The sequence below is a fragment of the Aurantiacibacter zhengii genome (assembly GCF_003584125.1).
Taxonomy (GTDB): Bacteria; Pseudomonadota; Alphaproteobacteria; order Sphingomonadales; family Sphingomonadaceae; genus Alteraurantiacibacter; species Alteraurantiacibacter zhengii.
Genome location: NZ_QXFL01000003.1, coordinates 172015 through 191438, shown reverse-complemented (window position 1 = coordinate 191438; position 19424 = coordinate 172015). Strand labels below are relative to the sequence as shown.

At 64.8% G+C, this 19424-nt stretch carries 20 protein-coding genes and 1 tRNA gene; 9 read left to right on the top strand and 12 right to left on the bottom strand.

Annotated features, from left to right (window positions below):
* Positions 1 to 3 precede the first annotated feature (3 nt).
* Positions 4 to 993 carry a class II fructose-bisphosphatase gene (gene glpX, locus D2V07_RS08055; RefSeq protein ID WP_119586462.1) on the bottom strand — a complete coding sequence of 330 codons (990 nt, stop codon included), beginning with the start codon at positions 991 to 993 and terminating at the stop codon, positions 4 to 6.
* 123 nt (positions 994 to 1116) lie between these two features.
* Between glpX and D2V07_RS08050 the strand changes: the two genes are divergently transcribed.
* Together D2V07_RS08050 and D2V07_RS08045 are read left to right on the top strand one after the other, a co-directional pair.
* Positions 1117 to 1542: a hypothetical protein gene (locus D2V07_RS08050; RefSeq protein ID WP_119586461.1), complete on the top strand. Its 426-nt coding sequence runs from the start codon at positions 1117 to 1119 to the stop codon at positions 1540 to 1542.
* Between the two features lie 6 nt (positions 1543 to 1548).
* Positions 1549 to 1971 (top strand): hypothetical protein, encoded by a 423-nt coding sequence (locus D2V07_RS08045; RefSeq protein ID WP_147366920.1) that lies wholly within the window; start codon positions 1549 to 1551, stop codon positions 1969 to 1971.
* Here the strand turns inward: D2V07_RS08045 and D2V07_RS08040 are convergent.
* Both D2V07_RS08040 and D2V07_RS08035 read right to left on the bottom strand, forming a co-directional pair.
* Entirely contained in the window at positions 1968 to 3278 is a 1311-nt protein-coding gene (locus D2V07_RS08040) for a homoserine dehydrogenase (protein WP_119586459.1), read from the bottom strand. The genes D2V07_RS08045 and D2V07_RS08040 overlap by 4 nt on opposite strands.
* Positions 3279 to 3359: 81 nt before the next feature.
* The gene (locus tag D2V07_RS08035) at positions 3360 to 4238 is read right to left on the bottom strand and encodes a hypothetical protein (protein ID WP_147366919.1); all 879 of its coding nucleotides are present in this window, start codon (positions 4236 to 4238) and stop codon (positions 3360 to 3362) included.
* 400 nt (positions 4239 to 4638) lie between these two features.
* Between D2V07_RS08035 and D2V07_RS08030 the strand changes: the two genes are divergently transcribed.
* From D2V07_RS08030 to D2V07_RS08005, 6 genes are all read left to right on the top strand, one after another.
* Entirely contained in the window at positions 4639 to 5298 is a 660-nt protein-coding gene (locus tag D2V07_RS08030) for an energy transducer TonB (RefSeq protein WP_119586733.1), read from the top strand.
* Between the two features lie 37 nt (positions 5299 to 5335).
* On the top strand, positions 5336 to 6148 hold the full coding sequence (locus D2V07_RS08025; RefSeq protein ID WP_119586457.1) for a MotA/TolQ/ExbB proton channel family protein: 813 nt from the start codon (positions 5336 to 5338) through the stop codon (positions 6146 to 6148).
* 88 nt (positions 6149 to 6236) lie between these two features.
* Positions 6237 to 6773 carry an ExbD/TolR family protein gene (locus D2V07_RS08020; protein ID WP_199698752.1) on the top strand — a complete coding sequence of 179 codons (537 nt, stop codon included), beginning with the start codon at positions 6237 to 6239 and terminating at the stop codon, positions 6771 to 6773.
* 47 nt (positions 6774 to 6820) lie between these two features.
* Positions 6821 to 7255 carry an ExbD/TolR family protein gene (locus tag D2V07_RS08015; protein ID WP_119586456.1) on the top strand — a complete coding sequence of 145 codons (435 nt, stop codon included), beginning with the start codon at positions 6821 to 6823 and terminating at the stop codon, positions 7253 to 7255.
* Between the two features lie 158 nt (positions 7256 to 7413).
* The gene (locus D2V07_RS08010; RefSeq protein WP_233548305.1) at positions 7414 to 7857 is read left to right on the top strand and encodes an ExbD/TolR family protein; all 444 of its coding nucleotides are present in this window, start codon (positions 7414 to 7416) and stop codon (positions 7855 to 7857) included.
* A gap of 84 nt (positions 7858 to 7941) precedes the next feature.
* The gene (locus D2V07_RS08005) at positions 7942 to 8610 is read left to right on the top strand and encodes a phytanoyl-CoA dioxygenase family protein (protein ID WP_233548304.1); all 669 of its coding nucleotides are present in this window, start codon (positions 7942 to 7944) and stop codon (positions 8608 to 8610) included.
* 4 nt (positions 8611 to 8614) lie between these two features.
* On the opposite strand, the gene D2V07_RS08000 is transcribed toward D2V07_RS08005, so the two are convergent.
* The 5 genes from D2V07_RS08000 to D2V07_RS07980 all read right to left on the bottom strand — a co-directional run bounded on the left by D2V07_RS08000 (position 8615) and on the right by D2V07_RS07980 (position 15170).
* On the bottom strand, positions 8615 to 11086 hold the full coding sequence (locus D2V07_RS08000) for a ligase-associated DNA damage response DEXH box helicase (protein ID WP_119586455.1): 2472 nt from the start codon (positions 11084 to 11086) through the stop codon (positions 8615 to 8617).
* A gap of 78 nt (positions 11087 to 11164) precedes the next feature.
* Entirely contained in the window at positions 11165 to 12508 is a 1344-nt protein-coding gene (locus D2V07_RS07995) for a hypothetical protein (protein WP_119586454.1), read from the bottom strand.
* Between the two features lie 72 nt (positions 12509 to 12580).
* The gene (pgmG, locus tag D2V07_RS07990) at positions 12581 to 13999 is read right to left on the bottom strand and encodes a phosphoglucomutase/phosphomannomutase PgmG (RefSeq protein WP_119586453.1); all 1419 of its coding nucleotides are present in this window, start codon (positions 13997 to 13999) and stop codon (positions 12581 to 12583) included.
* Between the two features lie 37 nt (positions 14000 to 14036).
* On the bottom strand, positions 14037 to 14321 hold the full coding sequence (locus D2V07_RS07985) for a J domain-containing protein (protein ID WP_119586452.1): 285 nt from the start codon (positions 14319 to 14321) through the stop codon (positions 14037 to 14039).
* Between the two features lie 6 nt (positions 14322 to 14327).
* Positions 14328 to 15170, bottom strand: a complete 843-nt coding sequence (locus tag D2V07_RS07980) for a division plane positioning ATPase MipZ (RefSeq protein ID WP_119586451.1) — start codon at positions 15168 to 15170, stop codon at positions 14328 to 14330.
* A gap of 69 nt (positions 15171 to 15239) precedes the next feature.
* Here D2V07_RS07980 and panC point away from each other — a divergent pair, with 69 nt between their 5' ends.
* Positions 15240 to 16109 carry a pantoate--beta-alanine ligase gene (gene panC, locus D2V07_RS07975; protein WP_119586450.1) on the top strand — a complete coding sequence of 290 codons (870 nt, stop codon included), beginning with the start codon at positions 15240 to 15242 and terminating at the stop codon, positions 16107 to 16109.
* Positions 16110 to 16135: 26 nt separating this feature from the next.
* Here the strand turns inward: panC and D2V07_RS07970 are convergent.
* The 4 genes from D2V07_RS07970 to D2V07_RS07955 form a co-directional block, all read right to left on the bottom strand.
* Positions 16136 to 16209, bottom strand: a tRNA-Gly gene (locus tag D2V07_RS07970).
* 43 nt (positions 16210 to 16252) lie between these two features.
* Positions 16253 to 16888: an OmpA family protein gene (locus D2V07_RS07965; RefSeq protein WP_158586783.1), complete on the bottom strand. Its 636-nt coding sequence runs from the start codon at positions 16886 to 16888 to the stop codon at positions 16253 to 16255.
* Positions 16889 to 16899: 11 nt separating this feature from the next.
* On the bottom strand, positions 16900 to 18753 hold the full coding sequence (locus D2V07_RS07960) for a cation:proton antiporter (protein WP_119586448.1): 1854 nt from the start codon (positions 18751 to 18753) through the stop codon (positions 16900 to 16902).
* Positions 18754 to 18862: 109 nt separating this feature from the next.
* Positions 18863 to 19399: an adenine phosphoribosyltransferase gene (locus tag D2V07_RS07955; protein WP_119586729.1), complete on the bottom strand. Its 537-nt coding sequence runs from the start codon at positions 19397 to 19399 to the stop codon at positions 18863 to 18865.
* Positions 19400 to 19424 lie beyond the last annotated feature (25 nt).

Sequence of the window (19424 nt, the reverse complement as noted above, 5' to 3'; positions counted from 1 at the left end):
GGCCTAGATACGGTGCTCGGCCCGCACCCAGCGCACGGTACCGCTGCTGGCGCGCATCACCACGCTCTCGGTGGTCATGATCCGCTCGCCATTGGGACGCTTGATGCGCTTCACGCCGTCAAGCAGCGATCCGCTGGTGACGCCGGTCGCCGCGAAGATGCAGTCACCCTTGGCAAGGTCGTGCAGCTTGTAGATGCGGTCGAGGTCCTCGATCCCCCACTTGCGGGCGCGCTTGCGCTCATCGTCGTTGCGGAACAGCAGGCGGCCGTTGAACTGGCCGCCCACGCAGCGCAGGGCAGCGGCGGCCAGCACTCCTTCGGGCGCGCCGCCGGAACCCATGTAGATGTCGATGGTGGTGTCCTGGTCCGTCGTGGCGATCACGCCGGCCACGTCGCCGTCGCCGATCAGCACCACGCCGCAGCCGATGCCGCGCAGTTCGGCGATCAGTTCCGCATGGCGCGGACGGTCGAGCACGCAGACGATGAGGTCCTTGGGCTCGACGCCCTTGGCCTTGGCGACGGCCTCGACGTTCTGGGTCGGCGTTTTCGCCAGGTCGATCACGTCCTCGGGGTAACCGGGACCAACGGCTATCTTGTCCATGTAGACATCGGGCGCGTTCAGCAGGCAGCCTTCCTCGGCAGCCGCCAGCACGGCCAGCGCGTTCGGCCCGGCTTTGGCGGTTATGGTGGTGCCCTCCAGCGGATCAAGCGCAATGTCGATCTTCGGTCCCTTGCCGGGCGCGCCGCCCACCTTCTCGCCGATATAGAGCATGGGTGCCTCGTCCCGCTCCCCCTCGCCGATCACCACGGTGCCGTCGATGTAGAGAGTATCAAAGCTCTTGCGCATGGCCTCCACGGCGGCGGCATCAGCGGCCTTTTCGTCACCGCGACCGATCAGGTCCGATGCGGCGATGGCAGCAGCTTCGGTGACGCGCACCAGTTCCATGACGAGGACGCGGTCGAGCACGCTCTTGGCGGAATTATCGGAGTTCATAGGTAATTCAGGCTCCCATCTGAATGTCGGACCATGATTGGCTTGGGCGCTTAGGTCGGGGGGATGACATTGTCGAGGCGGCTTGCGCTCTTTTTATCGCCTCTGGCCATCACCGCACCGGCGATGGCGCAGGACGTCTACGGTCCCAGCGATTTCGCCAGCGAGGCCAATAACGACGCGCCCGTGCCGCTGGTGGAAGCCAAGCCATGCGAGGAGGAAGTGCGCGAGGATGGGGCTATCGTCGTTTGCCGCGAACTGGAGGAAGCGGATCGCTATCTCTCGCCCCTGCCGCGCCCCGTGCAGTCCGACCGAAGGGTCATTCCCGGCCTTACCGAACCGCCGTGCTGGGTAACGCAGGGCGAATCGCTGGGCTGCATGCGGCTGGGCTCCGTCCCGCCCTATCCGCCGCTGATCGACATGACCGCCTTCCCCGAACCGTTGAGCGAAGAGGACGCGGCCGCCGTTTACGCTGTCGAGACAGAGGGCACACGGGAGACCGAGGCATCCACGGGCGAGCGAGTGCCGATAGACCTGTCGGACGATGACTGAGTGACGGTGCGTGGCATCGCTGCCCTGGTGGCCGCCTGCCTCGCTTCCAAAGCGCAGGCGCAGCAGGTCTACAGACCCGTCGATGCCGAACCGGTGAACGAGGATGCCCCACGTGTTCTGCTGGAGGATAAGGCGTGCGAAGATACGGTGCAGGACGATGGCACGATCCTGGTTTGCCGGGAACGGGTGCAGTCCGAGCGATACATGTCGCCCTTGCCGCCGCCGATCGATGGAGACAGGGGTCTGCTCATTCCCCCGGATGTCAGCACTCTGCCGCCTTGCGTCCACGCGCCGCCGCTCAGTCTTTGTCCCAAGCTGGGCCGGCCGCCTCCGCCGTTGCCCTTGGTGGACACCACTGCATTCCCGGAGCCGCTGAGCGCGGAAGATGCCGCGCGGGTGAGCGAAGTGGAGAATGATCCCGCGGACTAGCCGACGAGGCGCATCACCAGCGGCTCGTCCACCAACGCGGGAGAGCCTTCGAGCAGTTCCAGCGCGCGGGCTACGCCGCTTTCCGGGCCTTCGTGGGTGACGATCGCCACCAGCACAGGCTCCTCGCCGCCATCCTCCGGGTGGCCGTGCTGGATCATGCTCTCGATGGAAACCCCCGCATCGCGCATGGCGGCGGTGATTTCGGCCAGCACTCCGGCACGGTCCGCCACGGTGAAGCGCACATAGGCGCGGTTGCGTCGGTCACCCGGATCGGCTGGCGTGCTGGCCACCAGCGAATCGACCGGCTGGGAAAACGGCGCCATGCGATTGCCGCGCGCAATGTCTACCAGGTCTGCCACCACGGCGCTTGCGGTAGGGCCATCGCCAGCACCCGCGCCCTGGAACAGCAGGCGGCCAACGTGGTTGCCCTCTGCCACCACCGCATTGGTCGGCCCGTCGACCGCGGCCAGCGGATGGCGCACGGGCACCAGGTAGGGTGCGACGCGCTGGAAGAGATGCCGTGTCCCGTCACGCTCGTCGCAATCGGCAAGGCCGATCAGGCGGATGACGTAGCCCAGCGCACGGGCCTGAGCGATGTCGGCGGCGCGAATCCGGCTGATGCCGCTGGCGTCGACCGCGGCGAAATCCAGCTGCGTGCCAAACGCCAGGCTGGCAAGGATGGCGAGCTTGTGCCCCGCATCCACCCCTTCGATGTCGAATGTCGGATCGGCCTCGGCATAGCCCAGCGCCTGGGCGTCGGACAGCACGTCGCCAAAGTCGCGGCCGGTGGTCTCCATTTTCGACAGAATGTAGTTCGATGTGCCGTTGAGGATGCCGTAGATCCGCTCGATACGATTGGCCGCCGCACCTTCGGAGAGGCCCTTGATGACAGGGATCCCGCCCGCCACCGCCGCTTCGTAACGCAGCGGCGCTTCGCTCGCTTCGGCAAGGCGCGCCAGTTCCAGGCCGTGGTGCGCGACCATCGCCTTGTTCGCGGTGACCAGTCCCTTACCGCCAGCCAGCGCCTTGCGTGCCAGGGCCAGGGCCGGACCATCGGACCCGCCCACCAGTTCCACGACGACGTCCACGTCGTCGCGCCCGGCGAAGGCTGTCATGTCGTCTTCCCAAGCGTAGGACGACAGGTCGACACCGCGATCCTTGCCCCTGTCCCGGGCAGATACCGCCACCACCTCTATCGCCCGGCCTGCACGCGCGGCGATCAAGTCGCCGTTCTCGGCCAGCAGGCGCAGCACACCGGCGCCCACGGTTCCCAGGCCCGCCAGGGCAATTCGCAGATTGTCCGCCATCGTTTTCCCGTTGCTCGTGTCAGTTGCGGGACGAGGCGTTAGGCATGCTCGCGCCGCTTGGCCAGAGCAGACCTGCTTGGGTCAGGTAAAGCGGCGCTCGCAGGGTCCGAGCTGGGCAAGGATGAAGGCGTAGTCCTCGCGCGCCTGTCTCTGCGAGGCGCGGTCGTTCTGGAGGAACGAATCGCCAGGCAGCTCGCGGGGCAGGAAGCAGGCGAACTGGAACCACAGCAGCGATTCGGGTTCGGGCGAGCGGGCAGAGGAATCGACCAGTTCACCCAGCGAGACGCCCCATTCGGGCGCCATGCCGGGCCGGCGGATTACCGATAGCGAAACGGGCGTACCATCCTCTGTCTCCACGAACATCTGGGTTTCGGATTCCCCCGCCAGGTTGCCCGGCACGGAAATCACGTCGCGCACACCGGTAATGGCGGGCGGGGCGTCGGCGGCGGCAAGCTGGGTCAGCACGCGCCGCACGCGCGCCTCTATCTGCGGCCCCGCCGGCAGCATGGAATCGGACGATAGAAGCTGGATTGCGCCCGGCTGACTGCGCGAAAGATCGCCGAAGATAACGAAGCTACGCTCTTCCAGGTCGGGCGCATCGCCATCGGCATCGCGTCGTTGGTCCACCACGAAAACCAGTTCGCTGCCAACACCCTGGGGCGCGATGAGCAGGCTTCGTGTCAGCGCCTCTATGTACAGACGGACCTTGCCCGGCTCCACGTTGGGCGCGCGCTCTGGCGGGAAGGCGATCTGATCCTCCACCGCTACCACCGCGACGGTATCGGATTGGGTCGCCATGGTCACCAGGTCGGCATAGGTGGGCGCCTGCGACGCTGGCAGTTCCACCGGGGCAGCGTCCTGCGACATGGTGGGGCCTGCGGAGACACAGGCGGGAGTGGCAACCGCCAGCAGGCCTGCAAGCAGCGTCTTGGCGGGGGTGACAGGTGATGGCATCGGCATGCTTTTCCTTCCGGCAAGTCCGGTCTTGCGCGCGGCCTTATGCGCGCCGTCTTGCATCTCGACAATGCGTGAAGCGCACGCGCGGGTCCGCACTTTTGCGCATGACAGACGAGCGACGGTGAATCGGCGCTTAATCAACAAAGGGTTTGCCCCAGCCCGTCAGGCCCGTTAAGAGCCGCCCAAGTCTGTCCGGGAAAAAGATAGAAAATTTCCTGCTGTGACGTTTTTGGCACATTTTCTGTTGTGTCGGGTCGATGTCACAAGGTATCAAACGGTAGGCATACTATTCATGCGGGATCGTCCGGGCGTGTTCCGGGTAGTCTCAGACGGGTCGGGTCGTTTCGATTCGGCCGGACGAAAAACGGAGTGAAGGGACTGGATGGCTTACGCTGACCAAGAAATGAGCGGCAGTCGAATTGTTTCGATTGTCATCGTTGCCCTCATCCACGTGGCAGTTGGCTATTTGCTCATTTCCGGGCTCGCCATTTCGGCGGTGAAGGAAATTGCAGAGCGGGTGACCACCGTGGATATCGAGGAGCCGGAACCACCGGAGCCGGAGGAGGAGCCACCGCCCCCGCCGCCGGAACAGGAAGTCGCACCGCCGCCGCCTGTCGCGCCGCCGCCGCCGATGAACATATCGCCAGCGCCGCCGCAGATCCGTACGCAGCCGAACATTCCGCCGCCGGCACCCCCGGCACTGCGGGTTCCGCCGCCGGCACCGGCTGCACCGCCGGCACCGCCGCCAGCACCGCCGCCGCCGCCTTCGCAGGCACGCCCGGCTTCGCCGGACGGCCAGGCCCGCTGGACGCGTCGCATCATCGAAAACTACCCGTCCCGCGCGCTTCGCCGCGAGATCGAGGGTACGGTCGGTGTCAGCGTGACCGTCGGGCCCGATGGACGCGTGTCCTCGTGCCGGGTCACCCGTGCAGCCGATCCGACGCTGGATCAGGCCGCCTGTGATGACATCACGCGCTATGCCCGGTTCAACCCGGCTCTGGACGACGCCGGACGCCCGACGACGGGCAGCTGGGCGACCAACATCGTTTACCAGATCAACTGATCGAACAGATTTTCTCTAGGAAGAGGACTTAAATCGCATGCTTATCGAAATTCTTGCCGCCGCCGCAGGCGAAGCGCCGAACACCCAGTTCGGTTTCATGGAAGCCATGGAACAGGGCGGCCCCGTCGCCTGGTCGATTCTCACCGTGCTGGTCATTCAGTCGGTTGGCTCGTTCTACATCCTGTTCACCAAGATCTTCGAACAGAACAAGGTGATGAAGGAATACCGCTCCAACCGTGCCGCTTTCTGGCGTGCCGGTTCGCTGAAGGAAGGCGCAACCAAGTTCGACAAGGACAGCGCATGGCGCCAGATGGTGGACGACGGCATCCGTGCCGGCGACGAAAGCGCCAAGATGCACGACAGCCTGGAATCGCACGACTGGCTGCACGGCACGCTGGCACGTTCGGAAAGCTCCATCATGGCGAAGCTGAATGGCGGCCTGCCCTTCCTCGCCACGGTGGGTGCAACGGCTCCCTTCGTCGGCCTGCTCGGCACCGTGATCGGTATCTACCGCGCTCTGATCAACATCGGTATCGAAGGCTCCGCCTCGATCGACAAGGTTGCAGGCCCTGTGGGTGAAGCCCTGATCATGACCGCCATCGGTCTGCTCGTGGCCGTGCCTGCCGTGTTCGCCTACAACTACCTGATGAGCCGCAACCGCAAGATCGCCGCGATGCTTTCGGGCTTCTCGACCGATCTGCAGGCCAACATCACCTCGAACGGCCAGGTCAAGCCGACCCTCGCAGCTCCGGCTTCGAAGACGACTGCCAAGCCTGCCACTGCCAAGCCCGCCACCACCAAGGCTGGCGCAACGGCTACCTCGACCTCGCCGAACGCTCCGCGGACGTAAGGCACACGGTCGCCAAGAGAACTGGCGGGCGCTTTCGCATGCGAGCGCCCGCCACCCGAATTAAGTAACCTGAGATAGGACTAGAGACATGGCCATAGCGATGGGAGATGGCGCCGGCGATACGCCGATGTCGGAAATCAACACCACACCGCTGGTGGACGTCATGCTGGTGCTGCTGATCATCTTCCTGATCGCGGTTCCGGTTGCCATCCAGACGGTCGAGGAGCTCGAGATTCCGGTCTTCGCCTCTTCCGAATCCGACGACAAGGTCGAGAACCTGCTGATCACGGTGACGACGACCGACCCCGAAGGCCGCACCCCCAGCACGCTGAACACCGCCTTCACCGGCGCGACGCGTGATGGCGAATGCCGCATCTTCCTCAACAACACCACGCTGGTCGATTCCGGTGAGCTGTACGACCGTGCATTCGAGCGTCTCGATACGATCGTGACCAACGCGGGCGGCCCCGATGTGATCATGCAGAACCCGGAACTGATCCCGCAGGTGCACATCCGCGGTGACGTGAATGCCCCGTGGCGCTGTGTCGCGGGCACGATCTTCAACGTCCAGGCGGCTGGCTATCCCACCGTCGGGTTCATTTCCAATCCCGTCGATCCGAACTGATCCAGTTGCCAGATCGACAGGACGAACAATTTAAGGAGTAAGCTACCATGGCAATGTCAGGCGGCAGCGATGATGGCGAACCGATGATGGACATGAACATGACGCCGTTGATCGACGTCCTGCTCGTGCTGCTCATCATGTTTATCATCACCATCCCGGTGGCGACGCACGCGGTCAATATCGACCTGCCTTCGCCCACCAACAACCCGGATACGCCGGATGTCGACCCGATTAAGAATAAGATCGTGTTGACCCCGGATGGCGAAATCCTCTGGAACGCCGAAGCCATCAGCCAGGGCGAACTGGTCGGCAACCTGCAGCAGTCTCTCACCTTCGCGGTGGAGCCGGAACTGCAGTTCGAGCCGGAAGCGAACGCCAGCTACGATCTGTCGGCCAAGGTGCTGAACATCATCAAGGCCAGCGGCGTCACGAAGTTCGGCTTCGTCGGCAACGAGAAATACCGGGCTTTCGGCAAGGAATAGATCCTTCCCGCAAGAGAAAACGAACAAGGGGCGGAGAGATCCGCCCCTTTTTTGTGCCCGCAATCCTGCGCCTTTGCCCATACCGAACCCCATGGCCTCTTGACCCAGTTTGCGATACGTGATGTTATGCTGTCACATACTGGGAAGAGGAGAATACCATGGCCATTCGTTCCCGCATGCTGGACCGCAGCTACAGCACGGTGCCCCAGCCCATGAGCGAGCTGAACATCACGCCTCTCATCGATGTCCTGCTTGTACTCTTGGTCATGCTGATCCTCTCCATCCCCATCGCCGCGCACCGGCTGGACGTGGACCTGCCGGGGCCCGACCCGCGCGCGCTGACCGATTACGAGGCGGTGGCACTGGTCGTGCAGCAGAACGGTGCCGTCCTGTGGAACGGCGAAGCGGTGTCGCATGGCGAACTGGACACTCGCCTTGCAGCCGCTGCCGCGCAGCCGGAAATGCCAGTGATCCGCTTCGAGCCCGAAGCCAATGCGAGTTACGAGGCAAGCGTGAACGTCATCAATGCCGTGGCTGATGCCAAACTCGACAAGTTCGCCTTCGTTGGCAACGAACGCTATCGGGAATTCGGTGCGGACTAGCAGCCAGCCGAAGTAACCGGACTTCCGCGGACCGGCTGCAGCAAGGGCCTTGCCGCGTACCGTCCGCTACCCCATCCCGGCCTCGTGCACGACACCCAATCTTGGCATGCTATCGGCGCGCAGCACCACCCGGGCGCGATCGTGGCAGAGCTTGCGTCGCTTCTCGAAACGCTCCGCACGACATGCGATGTGCGCGCCGGGTATCGTTTTTCGGACCTGGCGCCGCTCACTCCTTTCCTCGTCCACGGGGCTGCCGGAAGCATCGCCCGTACCGCACTCGGTATGCCTGCCCGCCCGGTGCGCGCAGTGCTGTTCGACAAGACGCCTAGCGCGAACTGGTCGCTGGCTTGGCACCAAGATCGTACCGTGGCCGTGCGGCATCGCGCCGATGCAGAGGGCTTTCGCCACTGGACCGTGAAGCAGGGTATTCCCCACGTCGAACCGCCGTTTGTGCTCCTTTCTCGCATGGTAACGCTGCGCCTGCACCTCGATGACGTAGACGAGACCAACGCCCCGCTGCTGATCGCGCCTGGTTCTCACCGCCTGGGATTGATCCCCGAGTCCCGGATAACCGATGTCGTCGCGAAATGCGGCAGCGCCGCGTGTCCGGCAGAGGCCGGCGATGTCTGGAGCTATGCGACGCCCATCCTGCACGCTTCTGCAGCGTCGCGGTCAACGGGCCATCGCCGCGTGCTGCAGGTCGACTATTCGGCGGATGACCTGCCCGCGCCGCTACGCTGGCTGCCCGCCTGAACCGTCAGCCGTCCAGATCGCCTGCCAGCCCCTCCGGCAATTCATCCACCCGCATGGCCGCGCCTGCCAGCGTCTCGGCTTCCAGCAGCAGTTCGTCGTCCTGCGCGCCCTGCGGCACGCTCTCGCGGCCGATCATCACCATCACCGGCACGGCCAGCGGGCTTACGCGATCCAGCTGCACGTGGTCCAGCTTCTCGGCCGCGGTGTCGAGCAGGTCGCCCAAGCGGCCGATATCGGTCATACGGGCGCGTGCGTCGGCCCAGGCCGCCTCGATCAGCACGTGGTCGGGCTCGTACTTGCGCAGCACGTCGTAGATCAGGTCGGTGCTGAAGGTCACCTGTCGCCCGCTCTTGCGTTTACCGGGATGCTGGCGCTCCACCAGGCCGCCGATCACTGCCACCTCGCGAAAGGCGCGGCGCAGCAGGTGCGAGTCCTGCACCCAGTCGATGAATTCCTCTGTCAGGATATCGGGAGACAGCAGCGGGCGCGGGTCTTCCACCGGTTTCAGGCCCCAGACTGCCAGCGAATAATCGTTCGCCACGAAGCCACCGGGCATCAGCCCCATCGCCTCCATCCGCGCGGTGATCAGCATGCCCAGCGACTGGTTCGCGTTCCAGCCGGTGAAGGTGTAGTAGACCGTGTAGTGCCGCTTGGCGTGGGGGAAGCCTTCCACCAGCAGGTTGTCCGGCCCCGGCAGGTGGCTGCGCCAGTCCTGCACTTCCAGCCATTCGCGCACGTCGTCGGGAAAGCGCGCCCAGCCCGCCCGGTCCACCACCAGCGCGCGAACGCGGTCCGCCAGGTGGGTGGTGAGCGGCAGGCGCAGGCCGCCGTAGCTGGGAATCATCGCCGCTTTGGAACTGCCGCGCACGATCAGCTCCATGTCTTTCAGCTGCTCCACTTCCACGTTCACGCCCGCGAACTGGAATGTGTCCCCGGGGCGCAGCGAGGCGGCGAAGCGTTCCTCTACCTTGCCCAGCGAGCGGCCGTTGCGAAAGCGCACTTCCAGCATTTCGGAATCGACGATGATGCCGGCGTTCATGCGGTGACGCGCTGCCTGCTCGGGATGGGTAAGGCGCCACACGCCGTCTCTGTCGCGCGTAATGCGCTTGAACTTGTCGTAGGCTTTCAGGGCATAACCGCCGGTGGCGACGAATTCGAGGACGCGGCCGAACTGTTCCGCGTCGATCATGGCATAGGGCCAGCACGAACGGACTTCGGCAAGCAAGTTGTCCTCGCGGAACGGCGCGGCGCAGGCGCAGGCCATCACGTGCTGGGCTAGCACGTCGAGCCCGCCGGGACGGAAGTCTTCTCCATCGCGCTGGCCTTCGTCGACTGCCTGCATGGCCGCCGTCGCCTCGAGGAATTCGAAGCGGTTGCCCGGCACCAGCAGCGCGCGGCTGGGCTGGTCGAGCCGGTGATTGGCGCGGCCTATGCGCTGCAACAGTCGTGACGAGCCCTTCGGCGCGCCCATCTGCACCACCATGTCGATATCGCCCCAGTCCACGCCAAGGTCGAGGCTGGCCGTGCACACCAGCGCGCGCAATTCGCCGCGCGCCATTGCCCCTTCCACCTTGCGACGCGCCTCTTTCGATAAGCTGCCGTGGTGGATGCCGATGGGGAGGTTGTCCTCGTTCGCGTCCCACAGGTTCTGGAAGATGTATTCGGCCAGGAACCGCGTGTTGGTGAACACCAGCGTCGTGTTGTTGGCCTTGATGCGCTCGTAAAGCTGGGGGATGGACCATGTTGCCGCATGGCCGCCCCACGGCACGCGCTCCTCTTCGGGAAGCAGGATTTCCACCTGCGGCTCTGCCCCCTTCTCGCCCTGCACCAGTTCGACGCTGTCGATGTCGCCCCACGGCGCGATCCATGCCCGGTATCCTTCCGGATCGGCCACCGTCGCGGAAAGCGCGGCGCGCTGCATGTCCGGCGCAATCGCCTGCAGGCGGCTGAGAGCCAGTGCCAGCAGATCGCCGCGTTTTTGCGTGGCAAAGGCGTGAATTTCGTCCACCACCACCCGCTTCAGACCGGCGAACAGATTGAAGCTGTCTTCATAGCTCAGCAGCAGCGACAGGCTTTCGGGTGTGGTCAGCAGCACATTGGGTGGACGCATGCGCTGGCGCTTCTTGCGGTCGGACGGGGTATCGCCGCTGCGCGTCTCGATGCGCATGTCGAGGCCCATTTCCTCGACGGGTGTAACGAGATTGCGCTGCACGTCGTGAGCCAGCGCCTTCAGCGGCGAGACGTAGAGCGTGTGCAGACCATCCGGCGCCTTGCCGTCACCGATGCGCGAGGGGCAGAAATCGGCGAGCGTCGGCAGGAAGCCCGCCAGCGTCTTGCCAGCGCCAGTATCAGCCACCAGCATCGCGTGCTTGCCCGCGTCTGCTGCCGCCAGCATGTCTACCTGGTGCCGCCGTACGCGCCAGTCGCGGCTGGCGAACCATTCGGCGATTTCAGGGGGGATGGTGGACTCTGTCACTGCAGGGAAAAGCGTTCGCGCGGCGGCCCGGTTCCGTCAAGCCGGCAGATGGCCCAAGGCTGCTCGCGGTAACCGAGGTCAGAGCGAGGAGAGCGCCGCCTGCGGTGCCTCGTCGCGCCGTTCCAGCATGGCCTCGAGCAAGGCGATCTCGGCTTTGCAGCGGGACGGATGCGCGTCGCTTCGCATGGCCTCGCGCAGTTCGTCCTCGCCAAGGTCGCTGCGCCCGGCGGCATCGACAAAGGCCCAAGCTGGAATGTCGGGGGCTTCCGGCCGCTGGCCGGGGGCGGCGAAACCGCCCGATTGCAGGATCTGGGCGGCCACGCTCTTCTCGAAGCGCACCCAGTCGGCGCGCATGGCCGGAACGGAGCGATCGAAGCTGGCCCGCGTCACCTCCCGGCAGGCCGCATCTCCCCCATCCTGCGCGGTTTGCAGCCATGCGAGATGCAGTTGGGCAATCGACAGCGCCTGCTCACGCGAAACGGTGGGCTGGACCCGCAGCAATTCGGTGCGCAGGAACTTGCGCGGCGCATCGAGGCTGTCAGGATTCCGGGCAAGCCGCTCGACGAGCGCGCGTGCAAGCCGCGGATCCTGGCTTGCGACATCGGCGAAGCGCAGACCGTTGCCGAACAGTGCATCGACCATGGTTTGCAGCCTCGCACGCGACACCTCGCCGCCCCCTGGTGTAGCCACCGCTACGGTCGAAGGCGATTCTGCCCGTGTCGGCGCTGTCTCGACCTGCCGGGTGTCTCCCTGCGTGTCGTCGTTCCCGTCGATGGCGGTGCAAAAACTCAGCAGCAGCAGGATACCGCCCAGCCAGAACACTCCGTAACGGTCGAGACCGTAGCGTCGTAGCGCAGCGTCGATGCTGCCCGGCTGGGTCTGGGTATCCGGTGCCGAGAGGTCGATGGGGCCGGTGTCTGGATCGCGCCAGTAACCGGGCGGGTGTGAATAGGTGTCGGACCGTGCGGGCTCGAACTGCGCGTCGAGGGAGTCGAGATAGTCGGTCGGATCGGCGTAGCGATTCCCCGGCTGGTATTCGGGCGCGGTGGTTTCCGGAACCGGGCCGGGTTCGGGTTCGGGTTCGGGTTCGGGTTCGGGTTCGGGTTCGGGTTCGGGTTCGGGTTCGGGTTCGGGTTCGGCGGGCCGCTGCCGGTCTGGCTCAGGCGCGTCAACACCTGCGGCCCCGCTGCGCGCAATCTCACGCTCCATTTCGGCAGCGTAGAACAGCGCCTTGTCACGTGCCGCCGAAAGATCGGCAAAGGCGGAAATGGAGCTATTCGCATCAAGTACCTTGCGCTGCGCATCGTAGGCAGCACGGATCGCCTCCCGGTCGGTCGTGGGCGCCAGGCCCAGGGCCGTCCACGGCCATGCGCCGTCGGCGAACCTTGCAGCAATCTCAGGCGGGATAGCGCTTTCGGGCATGGATCTCGGGCGGCCGCGTCGCAATGCGCAAACGAGGAAAGAGGGTCTGTATTAGCGGACCCCTTTCCTTCGTCAGTGACTCACGCTTTCGCCGCGCTCCAGGCCGCTGAGCGAGAGCTGCTCGTCGATCTGGCGCAGCAGACGTTCCAGGCCGTCATCGGTGTCGCTCTCTGCGCGCGCGACCAGCACGTCCTGCGTGTTGGATGCGCGCAGCAGCCACCAGCCATCATCGGTCGTGACGCGCACGCCGTCGGTCGTGTCCGCCACGGCGTCGCTGGCAGCGATGCGGTCTGCGATCTCGCCGATGGCGGCGAACTTGCGGCTCTCGTCCACCTGGAAGCGCAGCTCTGGCGTGTTGAGCATGGCGGGCATTTCGCCGCGCAACTGGGTGACCGACTTGCCCAGCCGGGCCGCAGCGGCGATCAGGCGCACACCGGCGTAAAGCGCGTCGTCGAAACCGTAGTAATCGTCGGCGAAAAACACGTGGCCGCTCATTTCGCCTGCCAATGGCGACGAAACTTCCTTCATTTTGGACTTAATCAGCGAGTGCCCGGTCTTCCACATCAGCGGCTTGCCGCCGTGCTTTTCAACGTGGTCGAACAGCGCCCTGCTGGCCTTAACATCGGCGATAATCGTGGCGTTAGGTAGTCTTCCTAGGAGGTCCTCGGCGTAAATCATCAGTAGTTGATCCCCCCAGATGATCCGGCCTTCGCCGTCGATCGCGCCGATCCGGTCGCCATCGCCGTCGAATGCCACTCCGAAGTCGAGGTTCTTCTCGGCGACAAGCGCACGCAGGTCGGCAAGGTTGGCCTCAACAGTGGGATCAGGATGATGATTGGGAAAGTTGCCGTCGACTTCAGTGAACAGCAGGTGGTGCTCACCCGGAAGCCGCTTGGCGAGGAGCTCAAGCGCCGGTCCGGCAGCCCCGTTACCGGCATCCCAGCCAACTTTCAGCGTTTCGAGCGCAGCGGTATCCACCCCCGCGAGTGCAGCCAGGAGACGCTCGACATACTCTTCCATGATATCGACGGTCTCGACCGAACCGGTTCCGTCCAGCCAGTCGCCCGCGGCGCCAAGTTCCCCAAGCTTGGCGATATCGGCACCGAAGAACGGGCGCCCGCGAAATACCATCTTGAAGCCATTGTAATTGGCGGGATTGTGGCTGCCAGTTATCTGAATGCCGCCCTGTACATCTTCGGCTGACGCTTCCGCGTAATAGAGCATCGGGGTCGGTCCCATGCCTATGCGGCGCACGTTGCAGCCGCTGGCGGTCAGCCCTTCCACCAGCGCGTGTTCCAGCATCGGCGAACTGACGCGGCCATCGTAGCCCACAGCCACCATCGGAGCTGGGGCACCCTCGCCCAGATCGCGGCGCAGCAGCGTGCCGAACCCGCGACCGATGGCACGGGCATCGTCGGCGCCCAGGGTCTCACCGATAATGCCCCGAATATCGTATTCACGCAGCACCGTGGTATCGAACGTATGGGTCATCTGTGCTCCTTCGGGACCTGACAATTACGACCCCAGGCTAATGCGTGTTGTCGGGCAATTGGTCCAGCAACAAGTCGCGCGCCGCGTTCGCCTCGTGCACCTTGGCGCCGGAGCCGCCACGGTCGGGGTGCACCACGGCGACCAGCCGCTTGTGCGCGGCAATTATTTCATTTCGAGTGGCAAACCGCGACACGCCGAGCAATTCGCGCGCATTGGCCATGGCCTGGTCGCGAACCGACGTTTTCGGCTGCCACGGCCAGCGCTTGAATATGAAATAATAGAGCAGGATCACCGCCCCGATGATGACGATGAACTTGCCCATCGCCCGTCAGGCCGGCTCGACCATGGGTGTAGTCACAGGCGTGGCATCTGCATCCTCGCGCTGCGGCACGCGCAGATTCAGGTTCGCGATTAGGTTGCGCAATTCCTGCCGGGCGACGAGGTGGCTGGTGCCCAGTTCTCCCAGGTGCCCCTTGTCGAGCAGCGTCAGGCCGGAGGGAAACAGTTCGCGGTAGATAACGCGCTCGGAAAGGCCCTGCACGGCGCGAAAGCCCACGCGCTTGGAAAGTTCTGTCAGCGCCTCGTCGATGCGCCGCTGGTTGCGCGCGTCGGTGTATCCGGTGCGGTTGCGCACCACCACCCAGTCCATCTCACGCTTCTGCTGCTCTATCGTTGCACGGCTGCGCTTGATGCGCGCCTCCCAGATCAGTTCGGCATAGAAGCTGAGTTTGCGCACCTTGAAGCTCTCTGCATCGACCTGGCCGATGAGGTCGAAGTCCACGAAACTGTCGTTCATCGGCGTCACCAGCGTATCGGCACTGGCTGCCACGTGGCGGGCGAAGGGATCGTCGCGTCCCGGCGTATCGAACAGCAGGAAGTCCATGCCCCTGCCTATGCGCGCGGCTTCTTCCTCCAGCTCCTCCACGCTATCGCCGTGGCACACGTCGAAAACCGGACCGGCCAGCTGCACATTGCGGCGGCGCTGGGTTTCGGCGCGGTTTTCGCAATAGCGGTAAAACGTCCGCTGCCGCACATCGAGGTCGAGCGCGGCGACCTTCGCCCCCTGATAGGCCAGCGCCACGGCCACGTGCACGGCGGTGGTCGACTTGCCGGTTCCGCCTTTTTCGTTGGCGAAGACAATCCGGTGAGGGGCGCGGTGCGGGGCAGTCACGAGCGGGCTTTCTCCAGTGGATGAGTGGCGCTAGGCCATTTCCAGACAGTCTACCGGAGCCATGCGCCCATGCAAACAGTGACCACCCTGCCCAACCTGCGCCAAGCTGTGGATGAATTGCGCGGCAGTGCACTGAAACGGGACACCATAGCGCTCGTCCCCACGATGGGCGCGCTGCACGAAGGCCACCTGACACTTGTGCGCGAGGCGGCGAAGCGAGCCGACCATGTGGCGGTCTCCATCTTCGTGAACCCCCGCCAATTCGGCCCGAATGAAGACCTGGACGCCTACCCGCGCCAGATGGCCGAGGACTCTGCCAAACTCGAGGCCGAGGGCGTGGCCCTGCTGTGGGCGCCGGACATGGAGGCGATGTATCCCGCTGGCTACGCCACGAATATCAGCGTGTCAGGCGTCAGTACCGGGCTGTGCGGAGCGGACCGGCCGGGGCACTTCGATGGCGTGGCAACGGTGGTGTGCAAGCTGTTCAACCAAGTGCGCCCGGACATGGCGCTGTTCGGCGAGAAAGACTGGCAGCAACTCGCCGTAATCCGCCGCATGTCCCGCGACCTGGACCTGACGCTGCCACATGTCGATGCGATCTACGGAGTGCCGATCGTACGCGACCCCGATGGCCTCGCGATGAGCAGCCGTAACGCCTACCTTTCGCCCGAACACCGCGCCGCTGCCGCAACCCTCCCGCGCGCGATGGACGAAGCAATCGCCCGCATCCGCGACGGGCAGGAGGCTGCGCCAACGCTCGCCATGCTGGAGGACCAGCTACTGGGCGCGGGCTTTGCGAGCGTCGATTATGCCGAGTTGCGCGATGCCGACTCCATCGCGCTTCTGGATGGCGAAACCTCGACAGATCTGGACAACGCCCGCCTGTTCGTCGCCGCGCGGATCGGAGGCACGCGGCTGATCGACAACAAGCCGGTTTAGGTGTGGACGGCGAAAGCGGGAGAAGTTGGAGCGGGTAAGGGGAATCGAACCCCTCTAGCCAGCTTGGAAGGCTGGAGCATTACCACTATGCTATACCCGCTCGGGCTCCGGCGCAGGCGCTTGCCACCGGAGCGGGGGATTCGTCAAGCGTCCTGATCGCCGCCCGCGGTTTCTTCGCTTTCGCCCTCGGCCTCTTCACCGGGAGGGGCAATGCGGATTTCGACGCGGCGGTTGGCGCGGCGGCCTTCCTCGTTGGGAGAGCCATCGGGCAGAGCGTTGGGTTCGATCGGGTTCTGTTCGCCAAAGGCGATTACCTCGATCCGGTCATCGTCCACCCCGCGCTCCACCAGCCAGGCGGCAACCTCTTCGGCCCGAGCGCGCGAGGCGCGCAGGTTTGCCTGGTCGTTGCCGCCTGAGTCGGTGTGCCCGGAGAGAATGACGGGCCAGTCCTGCTCGATCGCGCCGCGCTGCATCAGGCCGGCCAGCCGGCGTTCGTTCGCCTCCGAGATATCCGACCCTTCCGGGAAAGATAGAGTCATCTCCACCGGCTGCACGGGCAGGGCGACATCGTCCGGCTCCGGTTCCGTCGCATCGCGGATGATGGACGCGACGGGAGAGGCACTCTGCGTCGGCGTAGGACTGGCGCTTGCACCCGGGGTGGCGCTTTCCTCGCCTGCAGGCGTGGTTGGGTCTTCGGCATCGCCGTCGCGGCGCAGTTCGCAAGCCGACAGGGTCAGCGCGAGAGCGGCGGTGGCGGCGATAGTCTTTACGTGTTTCATGTCCTGCATCCTCATGCGGGTTGCGGCTTGGAGCCGCCTTTGCCAGCGCGCTTGGCAGCCTGCTCCTCAGGCGTCTTTGTGCGCGGCGGCGAATAGGAAATTATCGTGTCACCCGGCTGCGGTTCCGGTTCTGCGGCGTGGGTGAAGAAGCGCATCTCGCCATCGGGCTCGATCAGCAACAGCATGCTGGTGGCCTCGGGCAGGGTGTCGCGCGCGTCGTCCACGTCGAATTTTTCCGACAACTTCGTGCGGCGGAACACCCATCCCTCGTTCTGCCGTTGCTGGACATCGTCCACCCCGAAGCCAGTGCGGAACAGCGCCCGGCCGCGCAGGCTGGCGGGGATCGCGCGATGATCGTCATCGTCCTGGGTCTCGCCGAGCTGGTAGACCCTGTCGGTGCCGATTTCCGGGGCGAATTCCGAACAAACCAAGGTGTTGTACGCCTCGTTATCGGTGGCCGCGATCAGGGCCTGGTAGGGTGTGAGATCGATGTTGTGCTCGGTCGCCTCGTTTAGGATTTCGCCGTGATAGGTCGGCAGGCCCGCCGCGCGCGCGGGCTTGAGGCGCTGCCAGCTGGAATCGACGAGCATGACCGGGGTATCCATGTCGTGCATCTGTTTGGCGAGGGCAACGGTCCACGGCGTGGAGCCCACGATCAGCATGCCGGGGCGCGAGGCACCCTTTACCTTCAGCAGGCGGGCGACGAGATCGACGGTAAAGCCGTGCGCGACGATGGTGGTGACCACCACGGCAAAGCTGAGCCCGATGAGGATAGAGCCGTCGGCATAGCCGAGATCCTCCAGGCGAAGGGCGAACAGGCCGCAGATTGCCACCAGCACGATACCGCGCGGCGCGATCCAGGCGAGGAACAGTCGCTCGTTCCACGGCACGCTGGAAAATGCGAGGCTGAGCAGCACGGTGGCGGGGCGCACAACGAACAGCAGGGCGAGGAGGAACAGGCCGAACTGCCATTCGAACTGCCTTAACTGGTCTATGTCGAGGCCAGCCGACAGCAGGATGAAAATGCCCGAAACCAGCAATACCGCGATGTTCTGCTTGAAGGGATGGATGCTGCGCAGCGACGAGACGTGCATGTTGGCAAGCGCAATGCCCATGACGGTGACCGCCAGCAGGCCTGCTTCGTGCTCGATCATGTTGCACAGTACAAAAGTGCCGACCACGGCGACGAGCAGCACCGGCACTTTCAGGAATTCGGGCACCAGCCCGCGAGGGAAGCTCCAGGCGATCACCCACGCTGCGGCAAAACCGATGAGGCCGGATATGCCTGCGGCGATGGCGATTTCAGGCACCACGTCATAGGCCGTGCCACCGCTGGCCGCGGTGCTGCGGAAATATTCGTAGGCGATCACGGCGCACAGTGCCCCGAAGGGATCGTTGACGATGGCTTCCCACTTCAACAGTGCGGCAGGACGCTGCTGGACCGCGCTCTGCCGCAGCAGCGGGATAACCACGGTCGGTCCAGTGACAACCAGGATGCCTGCGAAGAGGATGGCGACGGGCCAGACCAGCCCGGCCACGTAATATCCGGCTAGCGAACCGAATAGCCAGCCCAGCGGCACGCCGAAAATGACCAGGCGCCACACGCCGCCGCCGTATTTGCGGAATTCCCGGAAATCGAGGCTGAGTCCGCCTTCGAACAGGATCAGCGCGACGCCAATGGAAATCATCGGCTCCAGCAGGTCGCCGAAGGCGCTTTCGGGATCCATGATGCCCAGGACGGGCCCGGCGAGGAAACCAGCGGCCAGCATCAGCACGATGGCCGGCCAGCCCGTGCGCCAGGCAACCCACTGCGCACCTATGCCCAGAACGCCCACGAGCGCGATCACGAGCGCCTGTTCTTCCATCCGTCTCCTGCTTTCCTGAAACCCCGTCTTCTCAGCAACAATGCGCGAGGCGCGTTATTTTTCCCACCGGGCCGATAGTCCGCTACGCCAAGTTGGCGCATAACGGCAATCAGTGCCCGGCAAACTCCACGAGGGAGAGGGTCTCGACGCCCTGTTCGGACAGCGCATCCGCACCGCCCAGTTCGGGTAGGTCGATCACGAACAAGGCATGACTGACCTGCGCCCCCGCCCGGCGCAGCAGTCGCACAGCGGCCAATGCAGTACCGCCCGTGGCGAGGAGGTCGTCCACCACCAGCACCCGGTCGCCAGCTTCGATGATCGAGGGGTCCAGCTCGACACGAGCCTCGGCGTATTCGAGAGCATAGTCCTCGCCGATGCACTCGACCGGGAGCTTGCCCGCCTTGCGCACGGGGACGAAGCCGACACCCAGCCTCAGGGCGAGTGCGGTGCCGAATATGAATCCGCGCGCCTCGATCCCTGCGACTTTCGTCGCATCAAGACCCTCGGCCCGCTGGGCCAGCATGTCGATGGAAGCGGCCAGCCCCTCGGCGTGAGCGAGCAGCGTGGTGATATCGCGGAACTGGATGCCCGCAGACGGAAAATCCGGGACGGTGCGGATGAGCCCCTTGAGCTCATCACGCGACAGTCCCGGATCCGTATCCGTCAAAAGT

Excerpts from the sequence above, each read along its gene's own strand:
- glpX (WP_119586462.1), bottom strand. The coding sequence starts at position 993 with ATGAACTCCGATAATTCCGCCAAGAGCGTGCTCGACCGCGTCCTCGTC.
- D2V07_RS08050 (WP_119586461.1), top strand. The coding sequence starts at position 1,117 with ATGGCGCAGGACGTCTACGGTCCCAGCGATTTCGCCAGCGAGGCCAAT.
- D2V07_RS08040 (WP_119586459.1), bottom strand. The coding sequence starts at position 3,278 with ATGGCGGACAATCTGCGAATTGCCCTGGCGGGCCTGGGAACCGTGGGC.
- D2V07_RS08035 (WP_147366919.1), bottom strand. The coding sequence starts at position 4,238 with ATGCCGATGCCATCACCTGTCACCCCCGCCAAGACGCTGCTTGCAGGC.
- D2V07_RS08030 (WP_119586733.1), top strand. The coding sequence starts at position 4,639 with ATGAGCGGCAGTCGAATTGTTTCGATTGTCATCGTTGCCCTCATCCAC.
- D2V07_RS08025 (WP_119586457.1), top strand. The coding sequence starts at position 5,336 with ATGCTTATCGAAATTCTTGCCGCCGCCGCAGGCGAAGCGCCGAACACC.
- D2V07_RS08020 (WP_199698752.1), top strand. The coding sequence starts at position 6,237 with ATGGCCATAGCGATGGGAGATGGCGCCGGCGATACGCCGATGTCGGAA.
- D2V07_RS08015 (WP_119586456.1), top strand. The coding sequence starts at position 6,821 with ATGGCAATGTCAGGCGGCAGCGATGATGGCGAACCGATGATGGACATG.
- D2V07_RS08010 (WP_233548305.1), top strand. The coding sequence starts at position 7,414 with ATGGCCATTCGTTCCCGCATGCTGGACCGCAGCTACAGCACGGTGCCC.
- D2V07_RS07995 (WP_119586454.1), bottom strand. The coding sequence starts at position 12,508 with ATGCCCGAAAGCGCTATCCCGCCTGAGATTGCTGCAAGGTTCGCCGAC.
- pgmG (WP_119586453.1), bottom strand. The coding sequence starts at position 13,999 with ATGACCCATACGTTCGATACCACGGTGCTGCGTGAATACGATATTCGG.
- D2V07_RS07985 (WP_119586452.1), bottom strand. The coding sequence starts at position 14,321 with ATGGGCAAGTTCATCGTCATCATCGGGGCGGTGATCCTGCTCTATTAT.
- panC (WP_119586450.1), top strand. The coding sequence starts at position 15,240 with ATGCAAACAGTGACCACCCTGCCCAACCTGCGCCAAGCTGTGGATGAA.
- D2V07_RS07965 (WP_158586783.1), bottom strand. The coding sequence starts at position 16,888 with ATGAAACACGTAAAGACTATCGCCGCCACCGCCGCTCTCGCGCTGACC.
- D2V07_RS07960 (WP_119586448.1), bottom strand. The coding sequence starts at position 18,753 with ATGGAAGAACAGGCGCTCGTGATCGCGCTCGTGGGCGTTCTGGGCATA.